Here is a 22,771-nt window from a genome sequence, read left to right as displayed (position 1 = left end):
AAAAGCCCTGTCACTGCGACAGGGCTTTTTGCATTTTGAACAGGTGACACTTGCTGCGCATCTACACCTCAGATCATTCGCTTTACTGTGCCAAGCTGCGCATTCTGTTGCGGCATAAGCAGATCCCATTCGAAGAAGCGCCGCCCCCCGGAGGCGGTGGATCGGCGGATTATCTGTCGATCGTGCCGTCGGGCAACATCCCGGCGCTGGTCGATGGTGATCTGGTGCTGACCGACAGCGAGGCGATTGCAGAATACCTTGAAGAAAAATTCCCCGACCGGCCCATGCTGCCCGACACATTGATCGGCCGGGCGCTTTCGCGCGAACGGTCGCGGTTTTCCGACACACGCTTGGAACCGGCTTTGCGCCTGACCTTTCCACATGTTGCGCCTGCTGCGCGCGACCAAGTGGCGATTGAGGAAGCGCATGCCTTGATCACCAAGCGACTGTCGGCATTGGGCGTGATGCTGGCGCGGTCTGACCTGCCCAGAGACCGTCTTTGGATGGGGGATTGCGGAACCATCGTCACGCTGGAATGGATCGCGCTTTTCGAAGGTCCGGTCATTCCCGCCTTGGATTGGCCGGACGCAGTCGCCACTTACCGCGCGCAAATGCTGGCCCATGCCGCCGTCGCGGATGAGATGACCGCCTACCGCCCCGAGATGTTGCACTACATGCACCAGAAAGGTGCGCTCTGAGCCGGACTTGCGTGACCAGATTCCCTTGCGCATCCCTGCGCCGCCCAGTACCGCTGAGGGTGGAGGCCAAAATATGACAGACACCCAGAAAGGCGTTCTTGCGCTGGTCGCCGCCTGCTGTGTCTGGGGGCTGTCCGGCTTGCTTTACAAGGCGTTGAGCGGCGTTCCCTCGCACGAAGTGTTGGCCCATCGCACAGTCTGGTCGCTTGTGTTCTTTGGGATCGTTATTGGTCTCCAACGTCGGTTGAACGTTCTTTGGGGTGCGGTTCGGAACCCGGCATCGCTGAAGGTGATCGCAGCGGCCGCGCTGTTCATATCCGTAAACTGGTTCTTGTTCATTTGGTCGATCCACGCCGGTCGCGCGACCGAGGCTTCGATGGGGTATTACATATTTCCGCTCGTCGCGGTGCTGATCGGTCGCGTTGTTCTGGGAGAACGGTTGAGCCGCACGCAATGGGTTGCGATCACGCTTGCTGCAACTGGTGTGATGTCGCTCACCATCGGGCTGCACATCGTTCCGTGGATCTCGCTCGTGCTGGCCAGCACGTTCGGCCTTTATGGGCTGATCAAGAAACGGCTCGATCTGGGACCTGTCATTTCGGTCTCGGCCGAGGTGCTGTTGCTCTGCCCATTGGGACTGGGTTGGCTGATCTACCTGCACGCAGGGCAGGGCGGTGCCTTCGGTCAGGACCTGACGCAGTCGCTTTTGCTTATGGCGTCGGGGCCGGTCACCGCGCTGCCGCTGATCCTGTTTTCCTATGGCGCACGGCGACTGACCCTGTCGACGGTGGGCATTGTCCAATACATCAACCCGACGCTTCAGTTCCTTGTCGCGGTGCTGATCTTTGGTGAACCCTTCGGCGTCGTTCACATGATCGCCTTTGCGCTGATCTGGACTGCGCTTGCGATCTATTCGAGCAGCGCGTTCACTCAGGACAGGGCGCGGCGCAGGGCTGTGATGGTGTCAGAAGCCGAAGTGGTGGTCTCAACGAACCCCAGCAGCGACGCATCGGCAAAGCCCTGATCGACCACATGGTCCAACAACGCGGTCAGCGGTGCCCAGTAGTCGTCCACGCTCAAGAGAATGATCGGCTTTCCATGCAGACCCAACTGGCGCCAGGTGAGCACTTCGAAGAACTCGTCAAGTGATCCGGCACCGCCTGGTAGAACCACGATGGCATCAGCATTCATCACCATCACCTTTTTGCGCTCATGCATGGTTTCGGTGATGATGAAACGGGTGAGGTCGGTTTTGCCCACCTCGAGTTTCATGAGATGCGTCGGGATCACACCGAAGGTGTCGCCGCCCGCATCCTGCGCCGCGCGTGCGACGGTGCCCATCAATCCGACATCGCCCGCACCGTAAACCAGCCGCCAGCCTTCGCCAGCAATGGCGCGGCCAAGCGCATCGGCTGCTGCAGCATAAGCGGTGTTTCGACCGGGACGTGAGCCGCAATAGACACAGATGGACTTCGAGATCATGGGCGCATGTCCTTGACGAGAGGTGGGAAGTTGCCTCGTGATACCTGCCTTGATAGATACGCTCAACTGCGGGAATGGCGTATCGCCATTCTGTCACGGACACTTGGGGAAAAATGAGTAAATTCGCTTTGGCAAAAGGCACGTCCGGGCTGGTTCTGGGCGGCGTGGCCGCCGCAGGTGCGGTGGCATTGGCAGTTTATGCCAGTGGCGTTCTATTTCCGAAGAAGGGCGCCGAAACGACGCCAGCGGAACTGGTCGCGCAACCACAGCCTCAGCCTGATGCAGACGCAGCGCCGTCCTCGACGGTCAATGTGCCAAGCCCCGAGGCGGAAGCACCTGTCGTTGAGGTGATCGATCCCGAACCGACACCGGCCATCGTTGAGCCTGAGCCAGCGCAAGAAACTCCAGTTGCGGAGGCCGAAGCCGCGACAGATGAAAGCACAGCAGCGGCCGATGACGTAGCGGACACTCAAGACGATGTGCAGGATGCGCCGGCAGCCGTTGCCCCCGCTTTCGATATCGTTCGGGTCGCTCCGGATGGTCAGACGCTGGTGGCAGGACGCGCATCGGGTGCAAATGTCGTGGTTGTTCTGGTCGACGGGGTTGAAGCCGGTCGTGCCGAGGTGGACGGTTCCGGGAAATTCGTGGCCTTCCTCGACCTCCCGCCCGGCGACGCACCGCGCGTCGTCAGCCTCTTGTCCGAGACAGAGCAGGGAAGCGTTGAAAGCGCAGATCAGGTGATCCTTGCCCCTGTCATCCGCGCCGCCGAAGCGCCAGCACCCAGCGCCGAACCGGAACCCGCACCACAGGCAGACCCGCAGCCTGAAGCCGTCGATGTTGCGGCCGCGCCGGAGGCGGTAGCGCCAATCGCAACGACCAAATCCGCACCGGAAACAGCAGGGCAACCCCTCGATACGCCAGTAGACACCACAGATGCGCCGTCTGAGAGCACACAAACCATTGCATCGGAAGCGACGGTGGCCCCGGACCAGACCGAAACCACTGCTGTGGCACCGGCGCCTGAAGTTGTGGCGTCTGAAGATGTTGTGGCTGCACCCGTCGAGACTACGGCACCCGAACAAATAGCCGAAGCGCCAGCGACGGGTGACGCGACCGAACCGATTTCCGAATTGGCGCAGGCTGACCCTGCACCTCAATCCGAACCCGCGGCAGCATCACCCGTTGTCGAAACGACAGCTGCACCAGCGGCCCCTGTGGTGATCCTGTCGAACGAAGCGGGCGTGAACGTGCTGCAAACCGGCGAAAGCGCTCCCGAAGCGCTGGACCAGATCGCACTGGACGCCATCACCTACGAAGATGCCGGTGCGGTCGCGCTGACCGGTCGCGGGACGGCAGATGAATTTGTGCGCGTCTATCTCAATAACCAGCCGATCCTCACAACCGAGATCGGCACGGACGGGCAATGGCGAGCCGAACTGCCCGATGTGGACACCGGCACCTATACATTACGGGTCGATGCGGTGGATGCCTCTGGCGACGTGACATCGCGTGTGGAAAGCCCGTTCCGTCGCGAAGATCCGGTTGTCTTGGCGCAAGCTGCGGATCGCATCGGGGGGCCGTCTGTCATCAAGGTGGTCACCGTTCAGCCCGGTAACACGCTTTGGGCCATTGCACGCGACCGCTACGGAGAAGGCCCGGCCTATGTCAAAGTCTTCGAAGCCAACCGCGACCGCATCCGTGATCCGGATCTGATCTACCCCGGTCAGGTGTTTTCGATCCCTGATTGACCCTTCTGTCACGCAGCTGTGATTTTATTGGGCTAGCCGTGCAACAACACCGCATATTGCGGGGCTTGCCCGTAGCCATCCGCGATATATAGTGTTGATCATAGATTGGGGCGGGGCGCCCGTCCTGAGGCTGAAACAGGCAGGCAGGGCAGGAGACGAGTCCCCCAATGGATGGCAATTTCAGAACAGCTTTTGTACGCGAACCGGGTGCGTTGCGGCACCACCCGGCGCTGGTGCTGAATGCGGATTACAGGCCATTGTCCTATTATCCGCTGTCGCTTTGGCCATGGCAGGACGCGGTCAAAGCGGCGTTTCTCGACAGGGTCGATATCGTCGCAGAATATGACGAGGTGGTCCGAAGCCCGTCTATGACGCTCCGAATACCGAGTGTCGTGGTGCTCAAGGACTACGTCAAACCGCAAAAGCGCGTGGCCTTCACGCGCTTTAATCTTTTCTTGAGGGACGAATTTCTCTGCCAATACTGCGGTGCCAAGGGCGAACTGACCTTCGATCACGTCGTGCCGCGCGCTTCGGGGGGAATCACATCCTGGGAAAACGTCGTTGCCGCCTGTGCGCCGTGCAATCTGCGTAAGGGGTCGAAAAGCCTGCGGCAGGCGGGCCTGTCCCTGCGCAAACCACCGCGTCAACCGGGGGCGCAGGAATTGATGAACTTGGGACGCAAATTTCCGCCGAACCACCTGCATGACAGCTGGATGGATTTCCTTTACTGGGACGCCGAGCTGGAGGCGTAGCGCACCAGTTTGTGCGATAGACACGCGTTGAACGCGCTTTCCGGTGTTTACCTCGAAAGCTGCGCCGCCTCGCGGGCCAACTCTTCGATCGCTTTCCAATCACCCTTGGTCACAAGGTCTTTCGGGGCCACCCAGCTTCCTCCTGCACAAAGCACGTTCGACAGGCCCAGATAATCCGGCGCGTTCTTGAGCGAAACGCCGCCTGTCGGGCAGAACCGAACCTGCGGGATCGGCGCGCCAATGGCCTTGAGCGCAGGTGCGCCACCATTAGCTTCGGCCGGGAAGAATTTTTGAACGGTATAGCCCCGCTCCAGCAGCGCCATCGCCTCGGATGCCGTTGCGGCCCCCGGCAAAAGTGGAAGATCGGCAGCTTCGCACGCATCGAGCAGTCGATCTGTTGCACCTGGTGATACGCCAAAGCGTGCGCCCGCAGCCACGGCGTTCTGCACGTCCTGTGGAGTAAGCAGGGTGCCCGCGCCGACAACCCCACCCTCGACCTTTGCCATCTCGCGGATCACGTCCAAAGCGGCGTCCGTGCGCAGCGTCACTTCCAAGACAGGCAATCCGCCAGCCACGAGGGCTTCGGCCAAGGGCCGTGCAACACTGGCATCATCCACCACGAGCACCGGGATGATCGGCGCAAGGCGGCAGAGTTTTTCACTTTCAACACTGGCTTGAAGGGGCGTCATCATATCGAATCCTGATACTTGTAAGGTCTATTTGAAGTGATGCGTTAAACAACGACGCCAGCCCCATGTTCTGCAAGGCCAACATTCGCGCGGAAGGCCGCAAAAAGCTCGCGTCCAACCCCGTGACCGTTACCGCTCAGATCGGCCGTGACCGGCTCACGCTGATCGAAGTCTTCGGCCAGGCAGTCGATCCGGCCGCTCACCGCATCTACCCTAACCAGATCTCCATCCCGCACACGCGCCAGCGGGCCGCCTTTCGCCGCTTCGGGCGAGACATGGATGGCCGAAGGCACCTTGCCCGATGCACCCGACATCCGCCCATCGGTGACCAACGCCACCTTCAAACCGCGATCCTGCAGAACAGCAAGAGTGGGCGTCAGGCTATGGAGTTCCGGCATCCCGTTTGAGCTTGGGCCCTGGAAGCGGACAACCACCACCGTGTCTTCCGTGAATTCGCCATTCTTGAAGGCGACCTTCACATCATCCTGATCATGGAACACACGGGCTTTGGCTTCGATCACATGACGTTCGGGGGCCACGGCAGATGTTTTCATCATGCCTTTGCCCAGATTGCCTTCCAATTGTTTGAGCCCGCCCGTGGACTGGAACGGATCGTTGGCCGGGCGGAGGATCTTGTCGTTCTGTGTTTCGCCTGCACCGGGTCCATAGACCACGCGCCCATCCGCGACCTTGGGTTCCTGCGTGTAAAGATGCAGACCGTCGCCCGCCACCGTCTTGACCTCTTCGTGCAGAAGGCCGTGCTTGAGCAGTTCGCCGATCATAAAGCCCAGACCGCCCGCCGCGTGGAAATGGTTCACGTCAGCCAGACCGTTCGGATAGACCTTGGCCATCAGCGGTGTCACGGACGAAATGTCCTCGAAATCCTCGAGCCGCAGATCCACTCCGGCAGCACGTGCCATCGCGGGCAGGTGCAGCACGAGGTTGGTGGATCCGCCGGTTGCCATCAGACCAACGATGCCATTCACAAAGGCCTTTTCGTCCAACACATCGCAGACCGGTCGATAATCATTGCCCAGCTGCGTGATTTCCAGCGCCCGTTCGGTGGCCGCAACAGTGAGTGCTTCGCGCAAAGGCGTGCCCGGATTGACAAAGCTGCTGCCCGGCAGATGCAGCCCCATGAATTCCATGAGCATCTGATTGGAATTCGCGGTGCCGTAGAAGGTACAGGTGCCGGGGCTGTGATAAGAGGCCATCTCGGCCCTCATCAACTCGTCACGACCAACTTCACCGGTGGCGAATTTCTGACGCACCTTGGCCTTTTCATCGTTCGGCAGGCCAGAGGGCATGGGGCCTGCGGGAATGAAGATGCCCGGCAGGTAGCCAAACGTCCCGGCCGCAATGATGAGACCCGGTACGATCTTGTCGCAAACGCCAAGATAAAGCGCTGAATCAAAGGTGTTGTGGCTGAGCGCCACACCAGCGGCCAAAGCAATCACATCGCGCGAGAACAGTGACAGTTCCATCCCGACCTGACCTTGAGTAACACCGTCGCACATGGCGGGGACACCACCTGCGACCTGTGCGGTCCCACCGGCCGCGCGGGCCGCGTTTCGGATGATATCTGGATATTTTTCAAAGGGTTGGTGCGCGGACAGCATGTCGTTATAAGCGGTGACGATGCCGATGTTGGGGCTGTGCTCGGTCGCGAGCTTGTTTTGATCCGGTCCCATTGCGGCATAAGCGTGGGCCTGGTTGCCACAACTCAGATGGGCCCGGCGCGGGCCTTCGGCGGCGGCCTGACGCATCCGCTCCATGTACCGGCCCCGCAGAGCTTCGGACCGTTCCTGAACACGATCGGTCACGCGTTTGATCGTATCATTCAGAGTGTGTGCCATGTTGCCTCCGCGCAAGATCAGCCTTTGGTTGGTGGTTCATGTAGTGAGGTTAGCGCTAACAGTAAAGGTCAATCTCCGGCTCTGCAAGCCTGCACGCCGGTCACATTTTGCTGTAAATTGTACCGATTTCGCCCCGATCAGGTCCATTTGTCGCGTCAGTCTTTGCATGAGGATTCGAGCAAGGCCCAGAAAAAGAGGCACCCAAATGCGTAACTTGATCAAACCCCTGTTGACCGCGATTCTGTTGGTGACACTGACAGCCTGTGGCAGCGTCCCTGCGGCGACCCGGTCCGCGATGCCGGACGACACAATGCTTGGAGCGCCTTTGCCTCCTGACGTGCGGATCGACAGTTTCACCGTGAATGTCCCACGGTCGCTCAAGGTGAACGAACGCAACCTGTATTATCCAATCGGCGACATCGTCTGGCGCGGTGAACCGCGTGGCGACCGGTATCAGCAGGTCAAGGCGATCTTTGAGGCCGGTCTTCGGGATGCCGCCACGCGCATCGATGGTGCGCGCCCGGTGCGACTCGATGTGCAGGTGATGCGGTTCCACGCGCTTTCTGAAAAGGCGCGCTACACGGTGGGGGGCGTCCATGACATCGAATTCCGGTATCGCCTCGTCGACGTTGCCACCGGTCAGCCCATTGGCCCCAGCAAAGAGGTCAGCGCGGATCTCGACGCGCTTGGGGGGCAAGATGCCATGGCCGCCGAAGGGCGCGGCGAAACCCAAAAGGTGCGCATCGTCGCGCATCTCTCGAAGGTGTTCCGAGAAGAACTGACGGTGCCCGGTGGGCATGTCACAGCAAACCTTGGTCTTTTGCAGGCCATCAACGATCTCTGAGCCGAAAAAGACGGCTTCCCCCTTTGGAGCGAGGGGCGTAAAGGGGGCGGTATGACACCGTCCCCTTTACCTGTAATCCGCCTCCTGCCCAAAACCAAACCGCAAGCCATTCGGCGCGGCTATCCTTGGGTCTATGCCAACGAGGTTGTCACTGACCGCCGCACCCGCGCCATGGCGCCCGGCACCATCGCCGTGCTGGAGGATGCCGAGCGCAGCCCGCTTGCGCTTGTCGCGGTGAACCCGAATTCCAAGATCATCGGTCGTGTTCTGGATAACCCAGAGGCGGCGCATCCGGATCAGGATTGGTTTGCGAAGCGGCTGCGCAAAGCATTGTCGCTGCGCGAACGTCTTTTCCCGACGCCTTACTACCGGCTCATCCATGCCGAAGCCGATGGTTTGCCGGGTGTGATCATCGACCGTTTTGGCGACATCGCCGTGGTGCAACCCAACGCCGCATGGGCAGATGTGCTCTTACCGGACCTGACCGCCGCCTTGGCCGACGTCACCGGTGTGACCACCATCCTCAAGAACGCAGGGGGGCGGGGACGGTCTCTTGAAGGTCTGGACGATGTGGATGCCGTGCTTTTGGGCGATGCGCCCACAGCCGCGGTTCCTGTCGAGATGAATGGCGCGACTTACATGGCCGACCTCATGGGTGGTCAGAAAACAGGTCTCTTCTTCGATCAGCGCCCAAACCACGCCTTCGCGGCGCGTCTTGCCCAAGGGGCTCGGGTGCTGGATGTCTTTTCCCATGTCGGGGGGTTCGGCCTTGCTGGTCTGGCAGGTGGCGCGGTGTCGGCACATTGCGTCGATGGGTCAGACCCCGCTCTGGAGCTTGCGATCCAAGGCGCGTCGCATATGGGTGCGGGTGACCGTCTGACAACCACAAAGGGCGATGCCTTTGCTGTCCTGACGTCTTTGGGGGAAGAGCAGGCAGAATTTGACCTCGTGGTCTGCGATCCCCCGGCCTTTGCGCCCTCCAATAACGCGCGCGAAGCCGGCCTGCGTGCCTATGAGCGCGTGGCACGGTTGGCCGCGCCCTTGGTGGCAGAAGATGGGTATCTCGTTCTCTGCTCCTGTTCTCATGCGGTTGATCTTTCGGCCTTCACCGGTGCCTGCCTGCGGGGAATCGGTCGGGCTGGCCGCCGCGCGCAACTGATCCATACGGGGCAAGCGGGACCGGACCATCCTTTGATGCCGCAACTGGCGGAATCCGGTTATCTCAAAGCGCTGTTCTTCCGACTGTGAAAGTCTGCCTCGACGCCTGTGTCCTTTATCCGACGGTGATGCGAGAGGTCTTGCTGGCGGTCGCCGCAGAAGGACTGTTCGAGCCGCTATGGTCGGAGCGTATTTTGGGGGAATGGTCTCGTGCTGCGGCCAAGTTGGGGCCCCAAGGACAGGTTCAGGCAGATGCCGAGATCGCCATGGTCACGGCGCGCTGGCCAAAAGCGACCGTGTCGGTACCAGACGGATTGCGGGCCAGGTTGTGGCTGCCCGATGCCAATGATGTCCATGTCCTTGCGGCCGCCATTGCTGGCCATGCCGATGTGATCGTGACCGTCAATGCCAAGGATTTCCCGCGCAACATCCTTGCAGAAGAGGGGCTGTCGCGGTCCGATCCGGACGACCTTTTGGTTGGGCTGTACGTTAGTGCCTCTGACGCGGTCGAACGTGCGGTGGTGGCGGTGCATGACGAAGCGAACCGTCTGTCGGGACAAATCTGGGACGTGCGCAAGCTGTTGAAGAAAGCCCGCCTGCCGCGTCTGGGCAAAATGATCGCGTCCCGCGGCGCCGATTATTCGCAGAATAATCGGGCACCCGTTTAAAAATCGTTTATGTTCGACTGTCGAATGGGGTGCGTTGCTCAGCGCAGGTAGTCCATCGGATCAACGCTGTCGAAGCCTTTGCGCACCTCGAAATGCACCCGCGACGGTTCAAAATCAGCCACCTTTGCGATCGATTGCCCCCGGCTTACCGCATCACCTTTGGCGACCGTGATATTGTCCACATGCGTATAGACTGTCAGCAGATTGTCCGGGTGACGGATGACCAGAATGTTGATGCCTTCGGTGTTGCGCGTGATCGCGGCCACCTGACCGCTGGCAGCCGCTTTGACGGCGGTGCCAACCGATGCGCCGATATCGATCCCGTCGTTCCGCCCCTTTGAATACTCGCGAATGATGCTGCCCTGCACCGGGAAGGCCATCGCGGCATTTGATGCACTGGCAGACGTCTGGTTTCCGACATTGGCGACAGGCGCCGCAGCCGCAACCGTGGCAACAGGCGCTGCGGCCGGAGGCGTAGGCTCGTCCGGCAGGGGCAGCGATGCCGAGGGCGGTTCCGGTGTGCGCGATCCTGCGCCAGGCGGTGGAGGCGTAACCTCGTCGCGCGGGGCTGCTGCGGTGACGACAGGGATCAGCAGATATTGGCCTTCCCGCAGGGTGAACGAACTGTCCAGACCATTCCAGTCGGCCAGGGACCGCACCGACACGTTGTAAAGGCGGGCAATCGTGAACGCGGTTTCTCCGCGCTTGACCTGGTGACGGATCGGCTCCGCGCCTGTCTGGGGCGTGGCGGGACGCGCTGCGGCCGGTGTCGCCGGTGAGCGGTCGATGGCGTCGCTGGCCAGCGTGGTGATGTCGATTTCGGAGGCGGGGCGGATCGGACCTGTGGTCACGGCACCCGTGGCGGGCGACGGTTCGGCCACACGGCGGGGCAGGGCGATGATTTCACCCGCGCGCAACGTGTCTCCGGTCTGAACGCCATTGTAGCGGGCAAGCTCGTCTGCGGGCAGCCCAACGCGGGACGCAAGCTGCGCCAGCGTGTCACCCCGTCGCGCGACGGCCACTTGGTAATTGGGGTACGAGATCACGCCCCGGTCATCGGGCTGAGGCCGAGGGGCGGTTGCAGCGCGGGCGGCGTCCGCGGTGTTGAAGCCGCCATTCATCAAGCCGCGCATGTCTATATCAATCGGTTCGGAACAGCCGGCCAGAAGCGCCAGAAGCGAAAGACTGGTGCCAACTCTAAAACCAAAATGTCGGGAAACTGTGCGATCAGCCATGTCGATATCCTCAAATGCGCCGGTTGTGCCCCGGTCGTCGCCCGCCATTATGCCTTGATTACCCGTCGCGGGCTACCCCTTCGACCAGCGGAACAAAGCGTACTGGCCTCAATTCGTCGTAATCGAGCCCCTCGGGCGTCCGTCTCACCCGGATCAGATGCTGCACCGCATCCGATTGACCGACCGGCAGCACCATGATGCCGCCCACCTTGAGCTGCGCCAACAGCGGCCCCGGCGGGTCCTCGGCAGCGGCCGTGACCAGAATGCGGTCGAAGGGGGCCTGGTCCGGCAAGCCAAAGCTGCCATCCGCGGTGAAGGCTGTCACGTTGGTCAGGCCCAGCTGGTCAAACACTTCGCGCGCCTCGCGCACCAGTCGCGGGTGGCGGTCCACCGTGTAGACGCGGCGCGCCAGTTGGCTCAGGATCGCAGCCTGATACCCAGACCCAGTCCCCACTTCGAGCACCGTGTCGCGCGGCGTGATTTCGAGCGCCTGGGTCATCAAGCCAACCACCGAAGGCTGGCTGATGGTCTGGCCGCAGGCGATGGGCAACGGCATGTCCTCATAGGCCCGTTCGGCGAAATAGCCACGAATGAAGGGGGCGCGGTCGATCTGCTCCATCGCGGTGAGCACCGCCGCGTTGGTCACGCCGCGCGACCTGAGCGCATATAGGAACTGCATCTTGAGTTCCGCGTCGTCCATCAGAGGAAGGCGTCCTGCAATGCGCCCAACTGGTCACTGGCGGTCAGATCGGCCCGCATCGGCGTGACACTGATATAGCCCGCAAGGTTCTCCGATGCATCGCTGCCGGGGGCTGTGGGCGCACGCTGGTCGCCGCCCTTGATCCACAGGAACCGGCGGCCCGACGGCGAGTTGTGCGGCTCAACCGAAAACCGGGTGCCTTCGCGAATGCCCTGCGGGGTGATCCGCGTGCCTTTCACTTTAGCGGAAAGCACCGGTGGGAAGTTCACGTTGTAGAACAGGCGGTAGCCGGTCTGGTCTTTGGGATCATGGGCAAGAATCCGCCGGACCACCTCGGCCCCGTGCACGCGCGCGGCGTCGAACGGGTCGTCGGCCTGCGCATTGTCGGGACCATAGTATTGCGACAAGGCAATCGCCGGGATGCCTTGAAGGGCGGCTTCCATCGCACCGCCCAGAGTGCCGGAATAGAGCGCGTTCTCGGCCGAGTTGTTGCCCCGGTTGACCCCCGACAACACAAGATCGGGGGGACAATCAACCATGACGTCATGCAGGCCCGCCAGCACGCAATCCGCTGGGCTGCCTTCCGTCGCAAAGCGCCGCTCGCCCATTTCGCTGACCATCATCGGATGGGTGTAGCTGATGCAATGACCGACGCCCGATTGTTCAAAGGCCGGGGCCACGGTCCAAACCTCGCCCTTGGGTCCGGCGAGGTCGTGGGCGATGTGGCTCAGGACCTTGAGGCCCGGTGCGTTGATCCCGTCGTCATTGGTAATGAGTATGCGCATCTGCTCTGCCTTGCTTTTGTTCTGAATAGGCCAAGCCCCGCCCTGCGGCAAGCATCCGCCGGGTTTCGGCCGCTGGCGGATTTTGCGTTGACGCAAAATCGCGGATGCGTCGGCGCATCCGCAACCCGGATCACCCGCCGAGGAGTTCCGGCAATAACCGCGCTGCTTCGGCCGCTGGCAAGGCCAGAACGCTCCGGTCTTCGCCCGGGAAGAATCGTGCCCGGACATGGGTTGCCATTGGTTTGGGCGTCAGGATCTTCACCTTCGGTCCGATCGACACCGTCTCTGCCTGCCACGACCGCGCCAGCGCAATCTGCGCCGACTTGGTGGTGCCATAATGGCCAAAGAACTTTTCACCGCCATGCGGATCATCAAAGAACACCGCGCTGCCGTCGCGTTTCAAGAGCGGCGAGATATAGGGCACCAGATGGGACATCGCGTCGAGATTGATCGACACCGACTTTTTCCAATCCTTGGGATCAAGGTGATCCACCGGCGACAGGGGCCCGGCATGGATCGCCGTATGAACCCAAAGCGAAATCTGACCCCAGCGGTCATGCACCGAACGACACAGCTGGGCCATCGCGTCCGGCTTGGTGATGTCCATCGGCGCCAGCGTGGCGCTGCCGCCCTTGGCCTGAATGCGATCATCCAGCTCTTCCAGCCCGCCTACGGTGCGCGCGACGGCAATGATGTGATGCGTGTCGGCCAGCGCCTCTGCCAATGCAAAGCCAAGACCGCGTGAAGCGCCGGTGATCAGCGCGAGGGGGCGAGATGTGTCCGTCATGCTCTGTCACATGCCTTTTTGCCGCCCCGCCCGCAAGAGGGCAGTGCTTGACTTGATGGGGCATTTGCAGAATTAACAGGGGAAATAACAGACACATGAGGGACATTCGCCATGACACTGACGCAAGCTGCCTTGGGCAAGACCACTCTTCTTCGTCAGGCGCTCCTTGCGCTTGGCGGTGCCGCCTTTATCGCGGTGGCCGCGCAGGTCAGCATCGGCTGGCCTGTGCCGATCACTCTGCAAACTCTGGCGATCCTGATCGTCGGTCTGACCTTCGGGTCGCGCCTCGCCCTTGCGACGATGATTGCCTATCTGGGCTACGGCGCGATGGGCCTGCCGGTATTTGCCAATGGCGGGTCGGTTGCATCGCTGGTCGGCCCGACCGCCGGCTTCCTTTACGGCTTTGTCGCGATGGCATGGCTGGCGGGGCTGGCTGTGGAGAAGGGCATCGCACGCGGCGCGGTCTCCACCGCGCTTGTGGGCATTGCGCTCTCGGCGCTGATCTACATCCCGGGCCTTGCATGGCCGGCGGCTGTTCTGGGCAAGACGATGCCCGAGCTTTGGGCCGGCTGGATGGCGCCTTTCCTGCTGGGTGACGCGATCAAGGCAGTCATTGCAGCCTTGCTTGTGACCGGGGCTTGGAAAGCCCTGTCGGCGCGCAAAGCCTGATACTTTACCAAGCGGTAAAATTTGCCCCCGTCGAGAGATCGGCGGGGGTTTTCTTTGTGGGGCCGGGATTGGGGGCGCTGCCCCCGTCGCGCAAGCGCGACTCCCCCGAAGTATTTTCGAACCAGAGAAGATCAGGAGTTGGGTGCTGGCATGTCCAGCCAGCGGGCCGTGCCATTGCGGGCCAGCGCCACACGGCCTTCCTCGATGGCGACGACGGTCTGGCCGTTCACCTGGTCGCCGCGTGATACGGTTTCGGTCTGGCCATTGCGCAGCTTGAGAAGCGCCTGCGGTTTGGACTGCGGGCCGAAGGTGCCCAGCAAGGTCAGTGCTCCGCCAAGGTCATTGGTGGTTTGCGTCGCCGTTGCGGCGACCTGTGGAGGGGTTGTTTCCTGTGCCATGTGCCACTGTCAGTTGTTTCGCTGACGGGCCACATGGGCGCTTTTGCCGGCGATGAACAGAGGTGCTCGTGACGCTGCGCGGAAGGCTGCCGAGGGTTACTCGGCCGCCTTCATCTGGAAGCCTTTTTCCACCATGTCGGACGGTTTCACTGGGTATTCGCCCGAGAAACAGGCGTCGCAATATTGCGGCGACTTGGGGTCACGCCCCGAGGCTTCGCCCACCGCGCGGTAAAGACCATCAAGCGAGATGAATTTCAGGCTGTCGACGCCCAGATGCTCGCGCATCTCGTCCTCGGACATGGTGGCGGCCAACAGCTTTTCCCGCTGCGGGGTGTCCACGCCATAGAAACACGGCCACGCTGTGGGGGAGGCGATGCGGAAATGCACCTCGGCAGCGCCTGCGTCGAGGATCATTTCCTTGATCTTGCGGCTCGTTGTGCCACGCACCACGCTGTCATCCACAAGGATCACCCGCTTGCCCTTGATCAGCGCACGGTTGACGTTGAGCTTGAGGCGCACCCCCATATTGCGGATCTGTTCCGTCGGCTCGATGAAGGTGCGGCCCATATACTGGTTGCGGATGATGCCCATGCCGTAGGGAATGCCCGACTCGTGCGCATAGCCGATGGCAGCAGGGGTTCCGCTGTCGGGCACCGGGCAGACCAGATCAGCCTCGACCGAGGTTTCGCGGGCCAGCTCGACACCGATCTGGCGGCGGGTCTCATAGACCGAGCGGTCGCCGATGATGCTGTCGGGGCGCGAGAAATAGACATGCTCAAAAATGCAGAAGCGGGATTTCTGCGGGCGGAAGGGGCGGATCGATTCGACACCGTGTTCGGCGGTGATCACCACCATCTCACCGGGTTCAATCTCGCGCACATAGTCTGCGCCGATGATGTCGAGCGCGCAGGTTTCCGAGCTGAGCGCCCAGCCATCGCCGATCTTGCCCAGAACCAGTGGGCGCACACCCAGCGGGTCTCGCACACCGATCAGCTTGGTGCGGGTCATGGCAACCACCGAGAACGCGCCTTCGACGCGGCGCAGCGCGTCTTCCATCCTTTCGGGGATGTTGCGTTGAAGCGAGCGGGCCATCAGGTGAATGATGCATTCGCTGTCGCTGGAGCTTTGGAAGATGGAGCCGCGTTCGATCAGTTCGCGGCGCAGAGCGTCGGCATTTGTGATGTTGCCGTTATGGGCAATCGCTGCTCCACCCATTGAAAACTCGCCGAAGAAGGGCTGCACGTCACGGATCTGGGTTTGGCCCTTTGATCCGGCGGTCGAATAGCGCACATGGCCGATGGCCAGTTCGCCGGGCAGTGTCTCCATCAGCTTCTGGCTGGTGAAGTTGTCGCGCACATAGCCAAAGCGGCGCGCGCTGTTGAAGCCGTGGTCGGGGTGGTGGCTGACGATCCCTCCCGCTTCTTGCCCGCGATGCTGCAGGGCGTGCAGGCCAAGGGCAACGAAATTCGCCGCATCGGTGACACCGACCACGCCGAAGATTCCGCACTCTTCTTTCAGCTTGTCATCATCAAATGGGTGGGCGGGTGGCATCTGGGTGTCGGACAAATCGGTACTCCAAATCCGTGGCAGCAGAGATTGCCCCCTCTTAAGCGCCATGAGGGCCGGTGTCACGAAACTATCATGTTTCCGCGACAGGTTGATGGATGTTTCTCAGGTGTCGCTGTCCGAAGGGGCATCACACACGCCCACCAGCGCTTCGTATTGCGCAGTAATCCAGCCCAAGGCCTGTTCGGGGTTCTGCTCTTCGATCTGGCCCGTGAAGCGGCTGAAGACCACGGCGGACCGACTGTCGTCGATCATCGCGATATCCTGCGAGGTGACCACAACCTGGTAGACAAAGAACGCCACCGCCACGAGCAGAATGCCGCGCGCCACGCCGAAGAGGAAGCCAAGTGCCTGATCGACGCCACCCAAGGCGGAGCGTTGCACGATGGTGGAAAAGAGCGGGGTAAAGAACGACATGATGACAAGCGCCACCGTGAACACGGCAGCAAACCCGCCGATCACGCTGAGTTCGCAGCTTCCTGTCATGAATTCACCGATGACCGGGATTTCCGTCATCAAAGGACGTACCTGAGGTCCGAACATGAAGCCCAGAACAGCCGCGGCGACCCAGCCGAGAATGGCCATGGCTTCACGGACGATGCCGCGCGAATAGGCCAGAAGCGCAGACAGCACGATGACGACGGCGACCACGCCGTCAATAATGGTGAACCCTTCCATCGGTCCCTTGCCCTTCTTTTCTACAAATGGCGCTACCCTGCGCCGAACACATCACCAACAAAGCTTGCCAAGGCGTCAATCTCGGTCGCCGTGATCCCGTCACGGGGCACGGATTTGCCACCCTTTGGCACTATCGCGGCGGTAAAACCAAGTTTTTGTGCTTCTTTCAACCGATTTTCGGTTTGCCCCACGGGGCGGAGCGCGCCGGAGAGACTGATTTCCCCGAAAACCACGGTCTCGGCAGGCAGAGCAATGTCCTCGCGGGCCGACAGCAAAGCTGCCGCAACGGCAAGGTCGGCGGCGGGTTCGCTGACCTTCATGCCGCCTGCAACATTGAGATAAACATCCAATCCGGCAAACGGAATACCGCAGCGCGCTTCGAGTACGGCAAGGATCATCGCAAGGCGCCCGCCATCCCAGCCGACCACAGACCGGCGTGGTTGGCTGTGTGGCGTCGGAGCCACAAGCGCCTGAAATTCCACCAGAACCGGACGCGTGCCTTCGATCCCGGCAAAGACCGAAGAGCCGGGGGACGGGTCGCCCCGTTCGCTCAGGAACAGAGCCGAGGGATTCGCAACCTCGGCCAGACCGCTGCCGGTCATCTCGAACACACCGATTTCATCCGCCGGGCCGAAACGGTTCTTGACGGCGCGCAGGATGCGGAACTGGTGCCCGCGTTCGCCTTCGAAATAGAGCACCGTATCGACCATGTGTTCGACAACGCGGGGGCCTGCGATCTGTCCGTCCTTGGTGACATGACCCACAAGGATCACCGATGTGCCGCGCCGCTTGGCAAAGCTTGTCAGTTCATGGGCCGAGGCGCGCACCTGAGACACGCTGCCCGGTGCAGAGGAAACGTTGTCAGCCCACATGGTCTGGATCGAGTCGATGATCGCCAGATCGGGCTTTTCGTTTTCCAGAGTCGTCAGGATGTCGCGCAGATTGGTTTCGGTCGCCAGTTTGACCGGCGCGTCCCGCAACCCCAGACGGGCGGCGCGCATCCGAACCTGTGCGCTGGCCTCTTCACCCGAGATGTAGATGACCTTGAGACCGGCATTGGCAAAGGCCGCCGCTGCCTGCAACAGAAGCGTTGATTTGCCGATACCGGGATCGCCGCCGACCAGCAGCGCCGAGGCAGGCACCAGCCCGCCTCCAAGCACGCGGTCGAGTTCGTCCAGTCTGGACATGGTCCGGGGCGGTGGGGCTTCATGACCCGACAGATCGCTGAGGGGCAGGGACCGGCCCTTCGATGCACCCAGCGTCTTGGTCGCGGGGCCGGCGGCCAGCGGCACCTCTTCAACAATGGAGTTCCATTCGCCGCAGGCATCGCAGCGGCCCGACCATTTGGTGGTCGTGCTTCCACAGGATTGGCAGACAAAGGTTGCGGAGGATTTCGCCATGACGACGCTTGTGACCCAAGCCGCGCGGGCCTGCAAGCGGCGGCTGCTGTGCCGCGGTTATTCGGCTGCTCGCCGCGCGAGGAGGGCCACGATGCGGTTGTCGTCATTTTCAGGGAAATCTGGCGGTTCGTCCCATTGATCCGATACGTCGCGCAGGTTCGACACCTTGCGGGGTGGCAGGGTCGGCGCCGCCTCCGGGCCGAACAGTTCGGGTAGCAGGTCGGACAATTCGCCTTGCAGACGGCTCAACTGCGCCTGCGCCACGCTTTCCTCAAGCTCCACCTTGTCGATCCAGACGCGCATTTCCGTAGCGGTGGCTTTGGCCGCATCAAGGCGCGTGTTGAAGTCTTCAATTTCTTGCTGGCGCTGGATCAGGAAATCGCGGGCGCGTTCGATGCTGCGGTCGGAATAGGTGTCCGCCAGATCGCGCGAGACATGGCTCATCTGGCTTGCGATCTCGAGCACGGAGGGCTCCAGTTCGGCCAGATCCGGGTGATCGCGCAGGTAAGCCATCCGTTCGCGCACCGAATCGAATTCCGACTTCAGCTTGAACACGCCTTCGCGGTCAGCAGCATGGGAGGCCCGGTAGGCGCGCGCCACATCCTCCATCCCGATATGGAAGCGCCGGTGCGAAGTCTCGAGCGCCATGATGCGGGCGTTTGCAGGTAAGAAAACGCATAGGCCCAGCAACAGCACTGTGACGCCGATCTGCACAACCTGTCCGGCTTGGGGATAGCCGACACCCCCAAATGTAGCGGTCATCTCAAGCCAAGGCGCGAAGCCGAACGTGCAAGCCAGCGTGTATCCAAGCGAACCAAGCCCAAGCAGGGCCACGGACAAAAACATCAAACGCTGCATGACCCAGCCCGTTGAAACAACGAGCGACCGCATCGCACCAATCATCGGATACCCCCAAGTAACCATCTAAGCGTCGGCAACATCGGCGACTTTATGCCGAACGCGTCTTTCGACATACTGTTTTTTAACGATTTTTCCGACTGCCAGCGCAGATGTGAACAATCCGCCCCAGTTTGAGGGTTTGTTTCCAATCTGTGATCAATCCGGTGTGCGACGGCTTTCCACGACGCTTATGAGCAGAGAGGCAAGGATACAGGCGGTGAAAAGGTAAAGTCCCCAGGCCGTTTCGATCCGGCCTATGCCGATGCCCTTTACAACGGTGATATAGATGGCAATCAGAAACACATCTGCCATCGCAAGTTTGCCCATCAGGGCAAGCGCAGGCAGCGTGCGTCGGCTGAGACGTTTGAACTGAACCAGCGCCAGACCAACAGTTTTCAGGTAGGGTGCCACAAGCGCGAAGAGCGTGACGATCAACGCCAGTAGGATATCGGTTTCCCACAGGGCCTGAAGCCCGGTCAGGACACTGATTTCACTCAGTCCGAACAGCGGCAATAGCCCGGCACGCATCAATGGTGCGGCCCATGCCACCGGGTAGAGCACCAGCAGCGTCAGATTGATCCATTTGAACACCGCCATCGCCTAGACGCGCGTCGCGACCCAGAGGCCCAGAAAGGCAAGCATGCCCACAACATGAACGAGGTCGATCCAGCGCCAGCGGCGTTGTGGCAAAAGAAGGCTGAGAGCGAACACTGCCGATGCCACAAGGGGCAGGACCATGCCGCCTCCGGCTGCCATCAAGCGTGCGATGTCCGCGTAGAGTGGCAATGACTGCAGGTTTAGGGCAGGGGCAAAGGTGGCAAAGATCGCGGCTGCGCTGATCAGCAGGGTGAGAAGTGCCGGGACGCGCGCGATCCCGCGCCCGACGATCAGGCGCAGCAGGGCTAAACCGCCTAACACTTCGAAAAACACGAAGCGCTGCACAAATATGAATGCCAATAGAACGGGAGAGGGTTCGAAAAAGCTCATGCCCGCCCCGCCGTCACGGGTTGAGATACTTGCGGGCGTAACGCGATCCCAACGAGGTCAGGATCTCGTATCCGATGGTGCCTGCTGCGTCGGCGAGGCTGTCGACTGATTGATGGCGCCCCAAAAGCTCGACCCTGTCGGGCATCTCCTTGACTGCGCTGACGTCGACGCCGATCAGGTCCATGGAGATGCGACCCACGATCTTGCAGCGGGTCTCACCAGCCCAGACATGGGCTTTGGGGCCCATCGCTCGGATAATCCCGTCAGCGTAACCGGCAGAAATCGTCGCGATCTTACCGGGGACACGGGCAACCCAACTGTTGCCATACCCGACGGATTCGCCCGGGTTCACGTCGCGCACCTGGATCACCGGAATCTCAAGCGACACGACAGGGCGTGCATCGACGAAAGGCAACCCACCGTACAAACCAATGCCTGGGCGGGTCATGTCGAAATGGTAGTCCGGGCCAAGCAGCGTGCCGCCCGTCGCCGACAGAGACCGGGGTGCTTCGATGCCATCGGTCATCTGGCGAAAGGTCTGAAGCTGAAACTCGTTCATGCCGTGGCCGGGTTCGTCAGCACAGGCAAGGTGGCTCATCACAAGAACCGGTTTCTGGCTCAGTGCGATGTCACGCAGTGCGGACCATTCCGCCGGTTCCATGCCCAGACGGTTCATGCCGCTGTCCAGCTGGACACCAAACGGGTGGCCCGGCAGAGCTTCGACATGGCGCAGCATCTGGTCGATGGAGTTGATCATCGGGGCAAGATTGGCGTCGCGCAGCAAAGGCGCATCGCCTTCCATATGCCCGCCGAAGACGCAGATTGTCGGACCCGGTCCAAGCGCCTCGCGCACGATGACGCCTTCTTCGGCTTGCGCCACAAAGAACGTTCTGACCCCTTCGGTCGCCAGCGCCTTTGCGACTTTCGCAGAGCCAAGCCCATAGGCATTGGCTTTCACGACGGCTGCGGTCTCACCCGCGTTCATCGCGGCCAGTGCCCGCCAGTTGGCGCAAATCGCACCCAGATCAATCGTTAATACAGACTGTGCCATGCGCGGTGTTTGTGCATCTATGCGGTTTCGGTCAAGCGTGAAAAAGCGCTTGGGGTGCTTTGCCTTTGGACTGCGGCGGTTTTGGTAACGACGGTGCTGTGCCGTGGATGCTGCTTACATGTCGCCAGCGTTGTTCTGCCACGGTTTGACAAGGTTGCCAAAGCGCGTGAAGCGACCTTCGAAGCTGAGTTCGACGGTGCCGATGGGGCCATGTCGCTGCTTGCCGATGATGACTTCAGCGCGACCGTGCAGGCGCTCCATTTCTTCTTGCCACGCCGCCATCTTTTCCAACTCGTGCTCGCCGGGTTTTTCGCGTTCCTTGTAGTATTCCTCGCGGAACACGAACATCACCACGTCGGCGTCCTGTTCGATGGAGCCTGATTCCCGAAGGTCGGACAATTGCGGGCGTTTGTCTTCGCGGCTTTCCACCTGGCGCGACAGCTGTGATAGCGCGATCACGGGGATGTCGAGTTCCTTGGCAATTGCCTTGAGGCCCTGGGAAATCTCGGAAATCTCGTTCACGCGGTTTTCGCCTTTGCCGGTCCCCTTGACCAGCTGAAGGTAGTCGATGATCAACACGTCCAAGCCATGCGTGCGCTTGAGGCGGCGGGCGCGGGCCGCAAGTTGGCTGATTGGCAGGGCAGGCGTGTCGTCGATGAACAGAGGACAGGCCTCGAGCGATTTGGCGGCATCCACGAAGCGGCGGAATTCGGTCTCTGTCATGTCGCCGCGGCGGATCTGCTCCGACGGCACTTCGGCCGCTTCTGACAGAATCCGCGCGGCCAACTGCTCGGCGCTCATTTCAAGAGAGTAGAAACCGACAACGCCCCCTTCGACGGTGCCTTCGGTGCCATCGGGACGAATGCCCTTGCGATAGGCTTTGGCGATGTTGAAGGCGATATTCGTTGCAAGCGAGGTTTTCCCCATCGACGGACGACCGGCAAGGATCAGAAGGTCGGATTTGTGCAGCCCACCCAGCTTGCGGTCCATATCAACCAGTCCGGTCGACACACCGGCAAGCCCGCCTTCGCGCTGGTACGCTGCGTTGGCGACATTAACTGCGTCTGTTACCGCTTTGAGAAAGCTTTGAAATCCGGTGTCGCTCCGCCCTTGTTCGGCCAGCTTGTAGAGCGCCTGTTCGGCTTCGACAATCTGTTCGCGCGGTTCGGAGGCCACATCCACCTTGGCGGCCTTTGCGCTGATGTCGCGGCCAAGAGAGATCAGATCACGGCGCACGGCCAGATCGTAAATCATCTGCGCATAGTCGCGCACCGCGAACGAGCTGATCGCCGCCCCGGCCAATCGCGCGAGGTAAGCGGGACCGCCCAGTTCTTTCAGACCCTCGTCATCTTCCATGAAGGCCTTCAGCGTCACGGGTGAAGCAAGGTTGTTCTTGGCGATCCGGGCAGACGCGATTTCGTAGATCCGTGCGTGGACCGGATCGAAAAAATGCTGCGGCCCGATGATTGATGCCACGCGGTCGAACACATCGTTATTGGTCAAAATCGCGCCAAGCAATTGCTGCTCGGCCTCGATCGAGTGGGGCATGGTTTCGGGGTTTTGGATCTCGGCGCCGGTGGGATTGAATGTCGTGATCTCGTTCATGCAGCACCCCCAACTGTTCCCGGGACCGAGGTAGCGATATGTCCGGCGAAGGGCAAAATGTATATCCTGTGGATAAGCTGTGTGCGGGAGTGTGCTCTCTATCTTGCGCGAACAG

At 61.2% G+C, this 22,771-nt stretch carries 24 protein-coding genes; 8 read left to right on the top strand and 16 right to left on the bottom strand.

Features of this window, described 5'->3' with window-relative positions:
- Positions 1–50: 50 nt before the first annotated feature.
- A complete protein-coding gene (locus tag ACMVPR_RS07940) occupies positions 51–698 on the top strand; it encodes a glutathione S-transferase family protein (RefSeq protein ID WP_416882388.1) in 648 nt (215 codons plus the stop codon).
- A 73-nt stretch (positions 699–771) separates the two neighbouring features.
- The gene (gene rarD / locus ACMVPR_RS07935) at positions 772–1,722 is read left to right on the top strand and encodes an EamA family transporter RarD (RefSeq protein ID WP_416882387.1); all 951 of its coding nucleotides are present in this window, start codon (positions 772–774) and stop codon (positions 1,720–1,722) included.
- Here the strand turns inward: rarD and ACMVPR_RS07930 are convergent.
- Positions 1,629–2,180: a TIGR00730 family Rossman fold protein gene (locus ACMVPR_RS07930; RefSeq protein WP_416882386.1), complete on the bottom strand. Its 552-nt coding sequence runs from the start codon at positions 2,178–2,180 to the stop codon at positions 1,629–1,631. The genes rarD and ACMVPR_RS07930 overlap by 94 nt on opposite strands.
- A gap of 113 nt (positions 2,181–2,293) precedes the next feature.
- On the opposite strand from ACMVPR_RS07930, the gene ACMVPR_RS07925 reads away from it, so the two are divergent.
- Positions 2,294–3,928 carry a LysM peptidoglycan-binding domain-containing protein gene (locus ACMVPR_RS07925; protein ID WP_416882385.1) on the top strand — a complete coding sequence of 545 codons (1,635 nt, stop codon included), beginning with the start codon at positions 2,294–2,296 and terminating at the stop codon, positions 3,926–3,928.
- Positions 3,929–4,095: 167 nt separating this feature from the next.
- Complete coding sequence (locus tag ACMVPR_RS07920; RefSeq protein ID WP_292266997.1) at positions 4,096–4,680, top strand: HNH endonuclease; 585 nt, start codon at positions 4,096–4,098, stop codon at positions 4,678–4,680.
- A gap of 47 nt (positions 4,681–4,727) precedes the next feature.
- Here the strand turns inward: ACMVPR_RS07920 and eda are convergent, their stop codons facing one another.
- Positions 4,728–5,369 (bottom strand): bifunctional 4-hydroxy-2-oxoglutarate aldolase/2-dehydro-3-deoxy-phosphogluconate aldolase, encoded by a 642-nt coding sequence (eda, locus tag ACMVPR_RS07915; RefSeq protein ID WP_416884636.1) that lies wholly within the window; start codon positions 5,367–5,369, stop codon positions 4,728–4,730.
- 44 nt (positions 5,370–5,413) lie between these two features.
- A complete protein-coding gene (gene edd / locus ACMVPR_RS07910; protein WP_416882384.1) occupies positions 5,414–7,225 on the bottom strand; it encodes a phosphogluconate dehydratase in 1,812 nt (603 codons plus the stop codon).
- 205 nt (positions 7,226–7,430) lie between these two features.
- Here edd and ACMVPR_RS07905 point away from each other — a divergent pair, with 205 nt between their 5' ends.
- Genes ACMVPR_RS07905 through ACMVPR_RS07895 form a run of 3 tightly spaced genes read left to right on the top strand, consistent with a single transcriptional unit; the run spans position 7,431 to position 9,895 of the window.
- Positions 7,431–8,069 carry a DUF6778 family protein gene (locus tag ACMVPR_RS07905; RefSeq protein ID WP_416882383.1) on the top strand — a complete coding sequence of 213 codons (639 nt, stop codon included), beginning with the start codon at positions 7,431–7,433 and terminating at the stop codon, positions 8,067–8,069.
- A gap of 51 nt (positions 8,070–8,120) precedes the next feature.
- The gene (locus ACMVPR_RS07900; RefSeq protein ID WP_416882382.1) at positions 8,121–9,317 is read left to right on the top strand and encodes an RSP_2647 family RNA methyltransferase; all 1,197 of its coding nucleotides are present in this window, start codon (positions 8,121–8,123) and stop codon (positions 9,315–9,317) included.
- A complete protein-coding gene (locus ACMVPR_RS07895) occupies positions 9,314–9,895 on the top strand; it encodes an RSP_2648 family PIN domain-containing protein (protein WP_416882381.1) in 582 nt (193 codons plus the stop codon). The genes ACMVPR_RS07900 and ACMVPR_RS07895 overlap by 4 nt, the downstream gene beginning before the upstream one ends.
- A gap of 38 nt (positions 9,896–9,933) precedes the next feature.
- Here ACMVPR_RS07895 and ACMVPR_RS07890 read toward each other — a convergent pair whose 3' ends face one another.
- The 4 genes from ACMVPR_RS07890 to ACMVPR_RS07875 form a co-directional block, all read right to left on the bottom strand.
- On the bottom strand, positions 9,934–11,130 hold the full coding sequence (locus ACMVPR_RS07890) for a peptidoglycan DD-metalloendopeptidase family protein (protein WP_416882380.1): 1,197 nt from the start codon (positions 11,128–11,130) through the stop codon (positions 9,934–9,936).
- Between the two features lie 58 nt (positions 11,131–11,188).
- Positions 11,189–11,830, bottom strand: a complete 642-nt coding sequence (locus ACMVPR_RS07885; protein ID WP_300580934.1) for a protein-L-isoaspartate(D-aspartate) O-methyltransferase — start codon at positions 11,828–11,830, stop codon at positions 11,189–11,191.
- Entirely contained in the window at positions 11,830–12,615 is a 786-nt protein-coding gene (gene surE, locus ACMVPR_RS07880) for a 5'/3'-nucleotidase SurE (RefSeq protein WP_416882379.1), read from the bottom strand. Before surE ends, ACMVPR_RS07885 begins: the two co-directional genes overlap by 1 nt.
- A 130-nt stretch (positions 12,616–12,745) precedes the next feature.
- Positions 12,746–13,402: an SDR family NAD(P)-dependent oxidoreductase gene (locus ACMVPR_RS07875; protein WP_300580930.1), complete on the bottom strand. Its 657-nt coding sequence runs from the start codon at positions 13,400–13,402 to the stop codon at positions 12,746–12,748.
- 111 nt (positions 13,403–13,513) lie between these two features.
- Between ACMVPR_RS07875 and ACMVPR_RS07870 the strand changes: the two genes are divergently transcribed.
- A complete protein-coding gene (locus ACMVPR_RS07870) occupies positions 13,514–14,071 on the top strand; it encodes a biotin transporter BioY (protein WP_416882378.1) in 558 nt (185 codons plus the stop codon).
- Positions 14,072–14,202: 131 nt separating this feature from the next.
- Here ACMVPR_RS07870 and ACMVPR_RS07865 read toward each other — a convergent pair whose 3' ends face one another.
- The 9 genes from ACMVPR_RS07865 to ACMVPR_RS07825 all read right to left on the bottom strand — a co-directional run bounded on the left by ACMVPR_RS07865 (position 14,203) and on the right by ACMVPR_RS07825 (position 22,656).
- Positions 14,203–14,469 carry an amidophosphoribosyltransferase gene (locus tag ACMVPR_RS07865; protein WP_416882377.1) on the bottom strand — a complete coding sequence of 89 codons (267 nt, stop codon included), beginning with the start codon at positions 14,467–14,469 and terminating at the stop codon, positions 14,203–14,205.
- A gap of 96 nt (positions 14,470–14,565) precedes the next feature.
- Positions 14,566–16,020: an amidophosphoribosyltransferase gene (gene purF, locus ACMVPR_RS07860; RefSeq protein ID WP_416884635.1), complete on the bottom strand. Its 1,455-nt coding sequence runs from the start codon at positions 16,018–16,020 to the stop codon at positions 14,566–14,568.
- A 120-nt stretch (positions 16,021–16,140) separates the two neighbouring features.
- The gene (locus ACMVPR_RS07855) at positions 16,141–16,713 is read right to left on the bottom strand and encodes a CvpA family protein (protein WP_292267024.1); all 573 of its coding nucleotides are present in this window, start codon (positions 16,711–16,713) and stop codon (positions 16,141–16,143) included.
- A gap of 32 nt (positions 16,714–16,745) precedes the next feature.
- Positions 16,746–18,113 carry a DNA repair protein RadA gene (gene radA, locus ACMVPR_RS07850; protein WP_416882376.1) on the bottom strand — a complete coding sequence of 456 codons (1,368 nt, stop codon included), beginning with the start codon at positions 18,111–18,113 and terminating at the stop codon, positions 16,746–16,748.
- A 57-nt stretch (positions 18,114–18,170) separates the two neighbouring features.
- Positions 18,171–19,004: a DNA repair protein gene (locus ACMVPR_RS07845; protein WP_416882375.1), complete on the bottom strand. Its 834-nt coding sequence runs from the start codon at positions 19,002–19,004 to the stop codon at positions 18,171–18,173.
- A 165-nt stretch (positions 19,005–19,169) separates the two neighbouring features.
- Positions 19,170–19,610 (bottom strand): paraquat-inducible protein A, encoded by a 441-nt coding sequence (locus ACMVPR_RS07840; protein WP_416882374.1) that lies wholly within the window; start codon positions 19,608–19,610, stop codon positions 19,170–19,172.
- Between the two features lie 3 nt (positions 19,611–19,613).
- Positions 19,614–20,000 (bottom strand): hypothetical protein, encoded by a 387-nt coding sequence (locus ACMVPR_RS07835; RefSeq protein ID WP_416882373.1) that lies wholly within the window; start codon positions 19,998–20,000, stop codon positions 19,614–19,616.
- A gap of 13 nt (positions 20,001–20,013) precedes the next feature.
- Positions 20,014–21,051, bottom strand: a complete 1,038-nt coding sequence (alr, locus tag ACMVPR_RS07830) for an alanine racemase (protein ID WP_416882372.1) — start codon at positions 21,049–21,051, stop codon at positions 20,014–20,016.
- A gap of 114 nt (positions 21,052–21,165) precedes the next feature.
- Positions 21,166–22,656, bottom strand: a complete 1,491-nt coding sequence (locus ACMVPR_RS07825) for a replicative DNA helicase (RefSeq protein WP_292267040.1) — start codon at positions 22,654–22,656, stop codon at positions 21,166–21,168.
- Positions 22,657–22,771: the final 115 nt, after the last annotated feature.

Origin of the sequence: Marivita sp. (assembly GCF_048006345.1) — a bacterium.
Classification (GTDB): Bacteria; Pseudomonadota; Alphaproteobacteria; order Rhodobacterales; family Rhodobacteraceae; genus Marivita.
The sequence above is the reverse complement of the archived record's forward strand: the minus strand, read 5'-3'. Positions and strand labels throughout refer to the sequence as shown.

Coding starts and splice junctions, on each gene's coding strand:
- rarD (WP_416882387.1), top strand. CDS start 772: ATGACAGACACCCAGAAAGGCGTTCTTGCGCTGGTCGCCGCCTGCTGT.
- ACMVPR_RS07930 (WP_416882386.1), bottom strand. CDS start 2,180: ATGATCTCGAAGTCCATCTGTGTCTATTGCGGCTCACGTCCCGGTCGA.
- ACMVPR_RS07925 (WP_416882385.1), top strand. CDS start 2,294: ATGAGTAAATTCGCTTTGGCAAAAGGCACGTCCGGGCTGGTTCTGGGC.
- ACMVPR_RS07920 (WP_292266997.1), top strand. CDS start 4,096: ATGGATGGCAATTTCAGAACAGCTTTTGTACGCGAACCGGGTGCGTTG.
- eda (WP_416884636.1), bottom strand. CDS start 5,369: ATGACGCCCCTTCAAGCCAGTGTTGAAAGTGAAAAACTCTGCCGCCTT.
- edd (WP_416882384.1), bottom strand. CDS start 7,225: ATGGCACACACTCTGAATGATACGATCAAACGCGTGACCGATCGTGTT.
- ACMVPR_RS07905 (WP_416882383.1), top strand. CDS start 7,431: ATGCGTAACTTGATCAAACCCCTGTTGACCGCGATTCTGTTGGTGACA.
- ACMVPR_RS07900 (WP_416882382.1), top strand. CDS start 8,121: ATGACACCGTCCCCTTTACCTGTAATCCGCCTCCTGCCCAAAACCAAA.
- ACMVPR_RS07890 (WP_416882380.1), bottom strand. CDS start 11,130: ATGGCTGATCGCACAGTTTCCCGACATTTTGGTTTTAGAGTTGGCACC.
- ACMVPR_RS07885 (WP_300580934.1), bottom strand. CDS start 11,830: ATGGACGACGCGGAACTCAAGATGCAGTTCCTATATGCGCTCAGGTCG.
- surE (WP_416882379.1), bottom strand. CDS start 12,615: ATGCGCATACTCATTACCAATGACGACGGGATCAACGCACCGGGCCTC.
- ACMVPR_RS07875 (WP_300580930.1), bottom strand. CDS start 13,402: ATGACGGACACATCTCGCCCCCTCGCGCTGATCACCGGCGCTTCACGC.
- ACMVPR_RS07870 (WP_416882378.1), top strand. CDS start 13,514: ATGACACTGACGCAAGCTGCCTTGGGCAAGACCACTCTTCTTCGTCAG.
- ACMVPR_RS07865 (WP_416882377.1), bottom strand. CDS start 14,469: ATGGCACAGGAAACAACCCCTCCACAGGTCGCCGCAACGGCGACGCAA.
- purF (WP_416884635.1), bottom strand. CDS start 16,020: ATGCCACCCGCCCACCCATTTGATGATGACAAGCTGAAAGAAGAGTGC.
- ACMVPR_RS07855 (WP_292267024.1), bottom strand. CDS start 16,713: ATGGAAGGGTTCACCATTATTGACGGCGTGGTCGCCGTCGTCATCGTG.
- radA (WP_416882376.1), bottom strand. CDS start 18,113: ATGGCGAAATCCTCCGCAACCTTTGTCTGCCAATCCTGTGGAAGCACG.
- ACMVPR_RS07845 (WP_416882375.1), bottom strand. CDS start 19,004: ATGCGGTCGCTCGTTGTTTCAACGGGCTGGGTCATGCAGCGTTTGATG.
- ACMVPR_RS07840 (WP_416882374.1), bottom strand. CDS start 19,610: ATGGCGGTGTTCAAATGGATCAATCTGACGCTGCTGGTGCTCTACCCG.
- ACMVPR_RS07835 (WP_416882373.1), bottom strand. CDS start 20,000: ATGAGCTTTTTCGAACCCTCTCCCGTTCTATTGGCATTCATATTTGTG.
- alr (WP_416882372.1), bottom strand. CDS start 21,051: ATGGCACAGTCTGTATTAACGATTGATCTGGGTGCGATTTGCGCCAAC.
- ACMVPR_RS07825 (WP_292267040.1), bottom strand. CDS start 22,656: ATGAACGAGATCACGACATTCAATCCCACCGGCGCCGAGATCCAAAAC.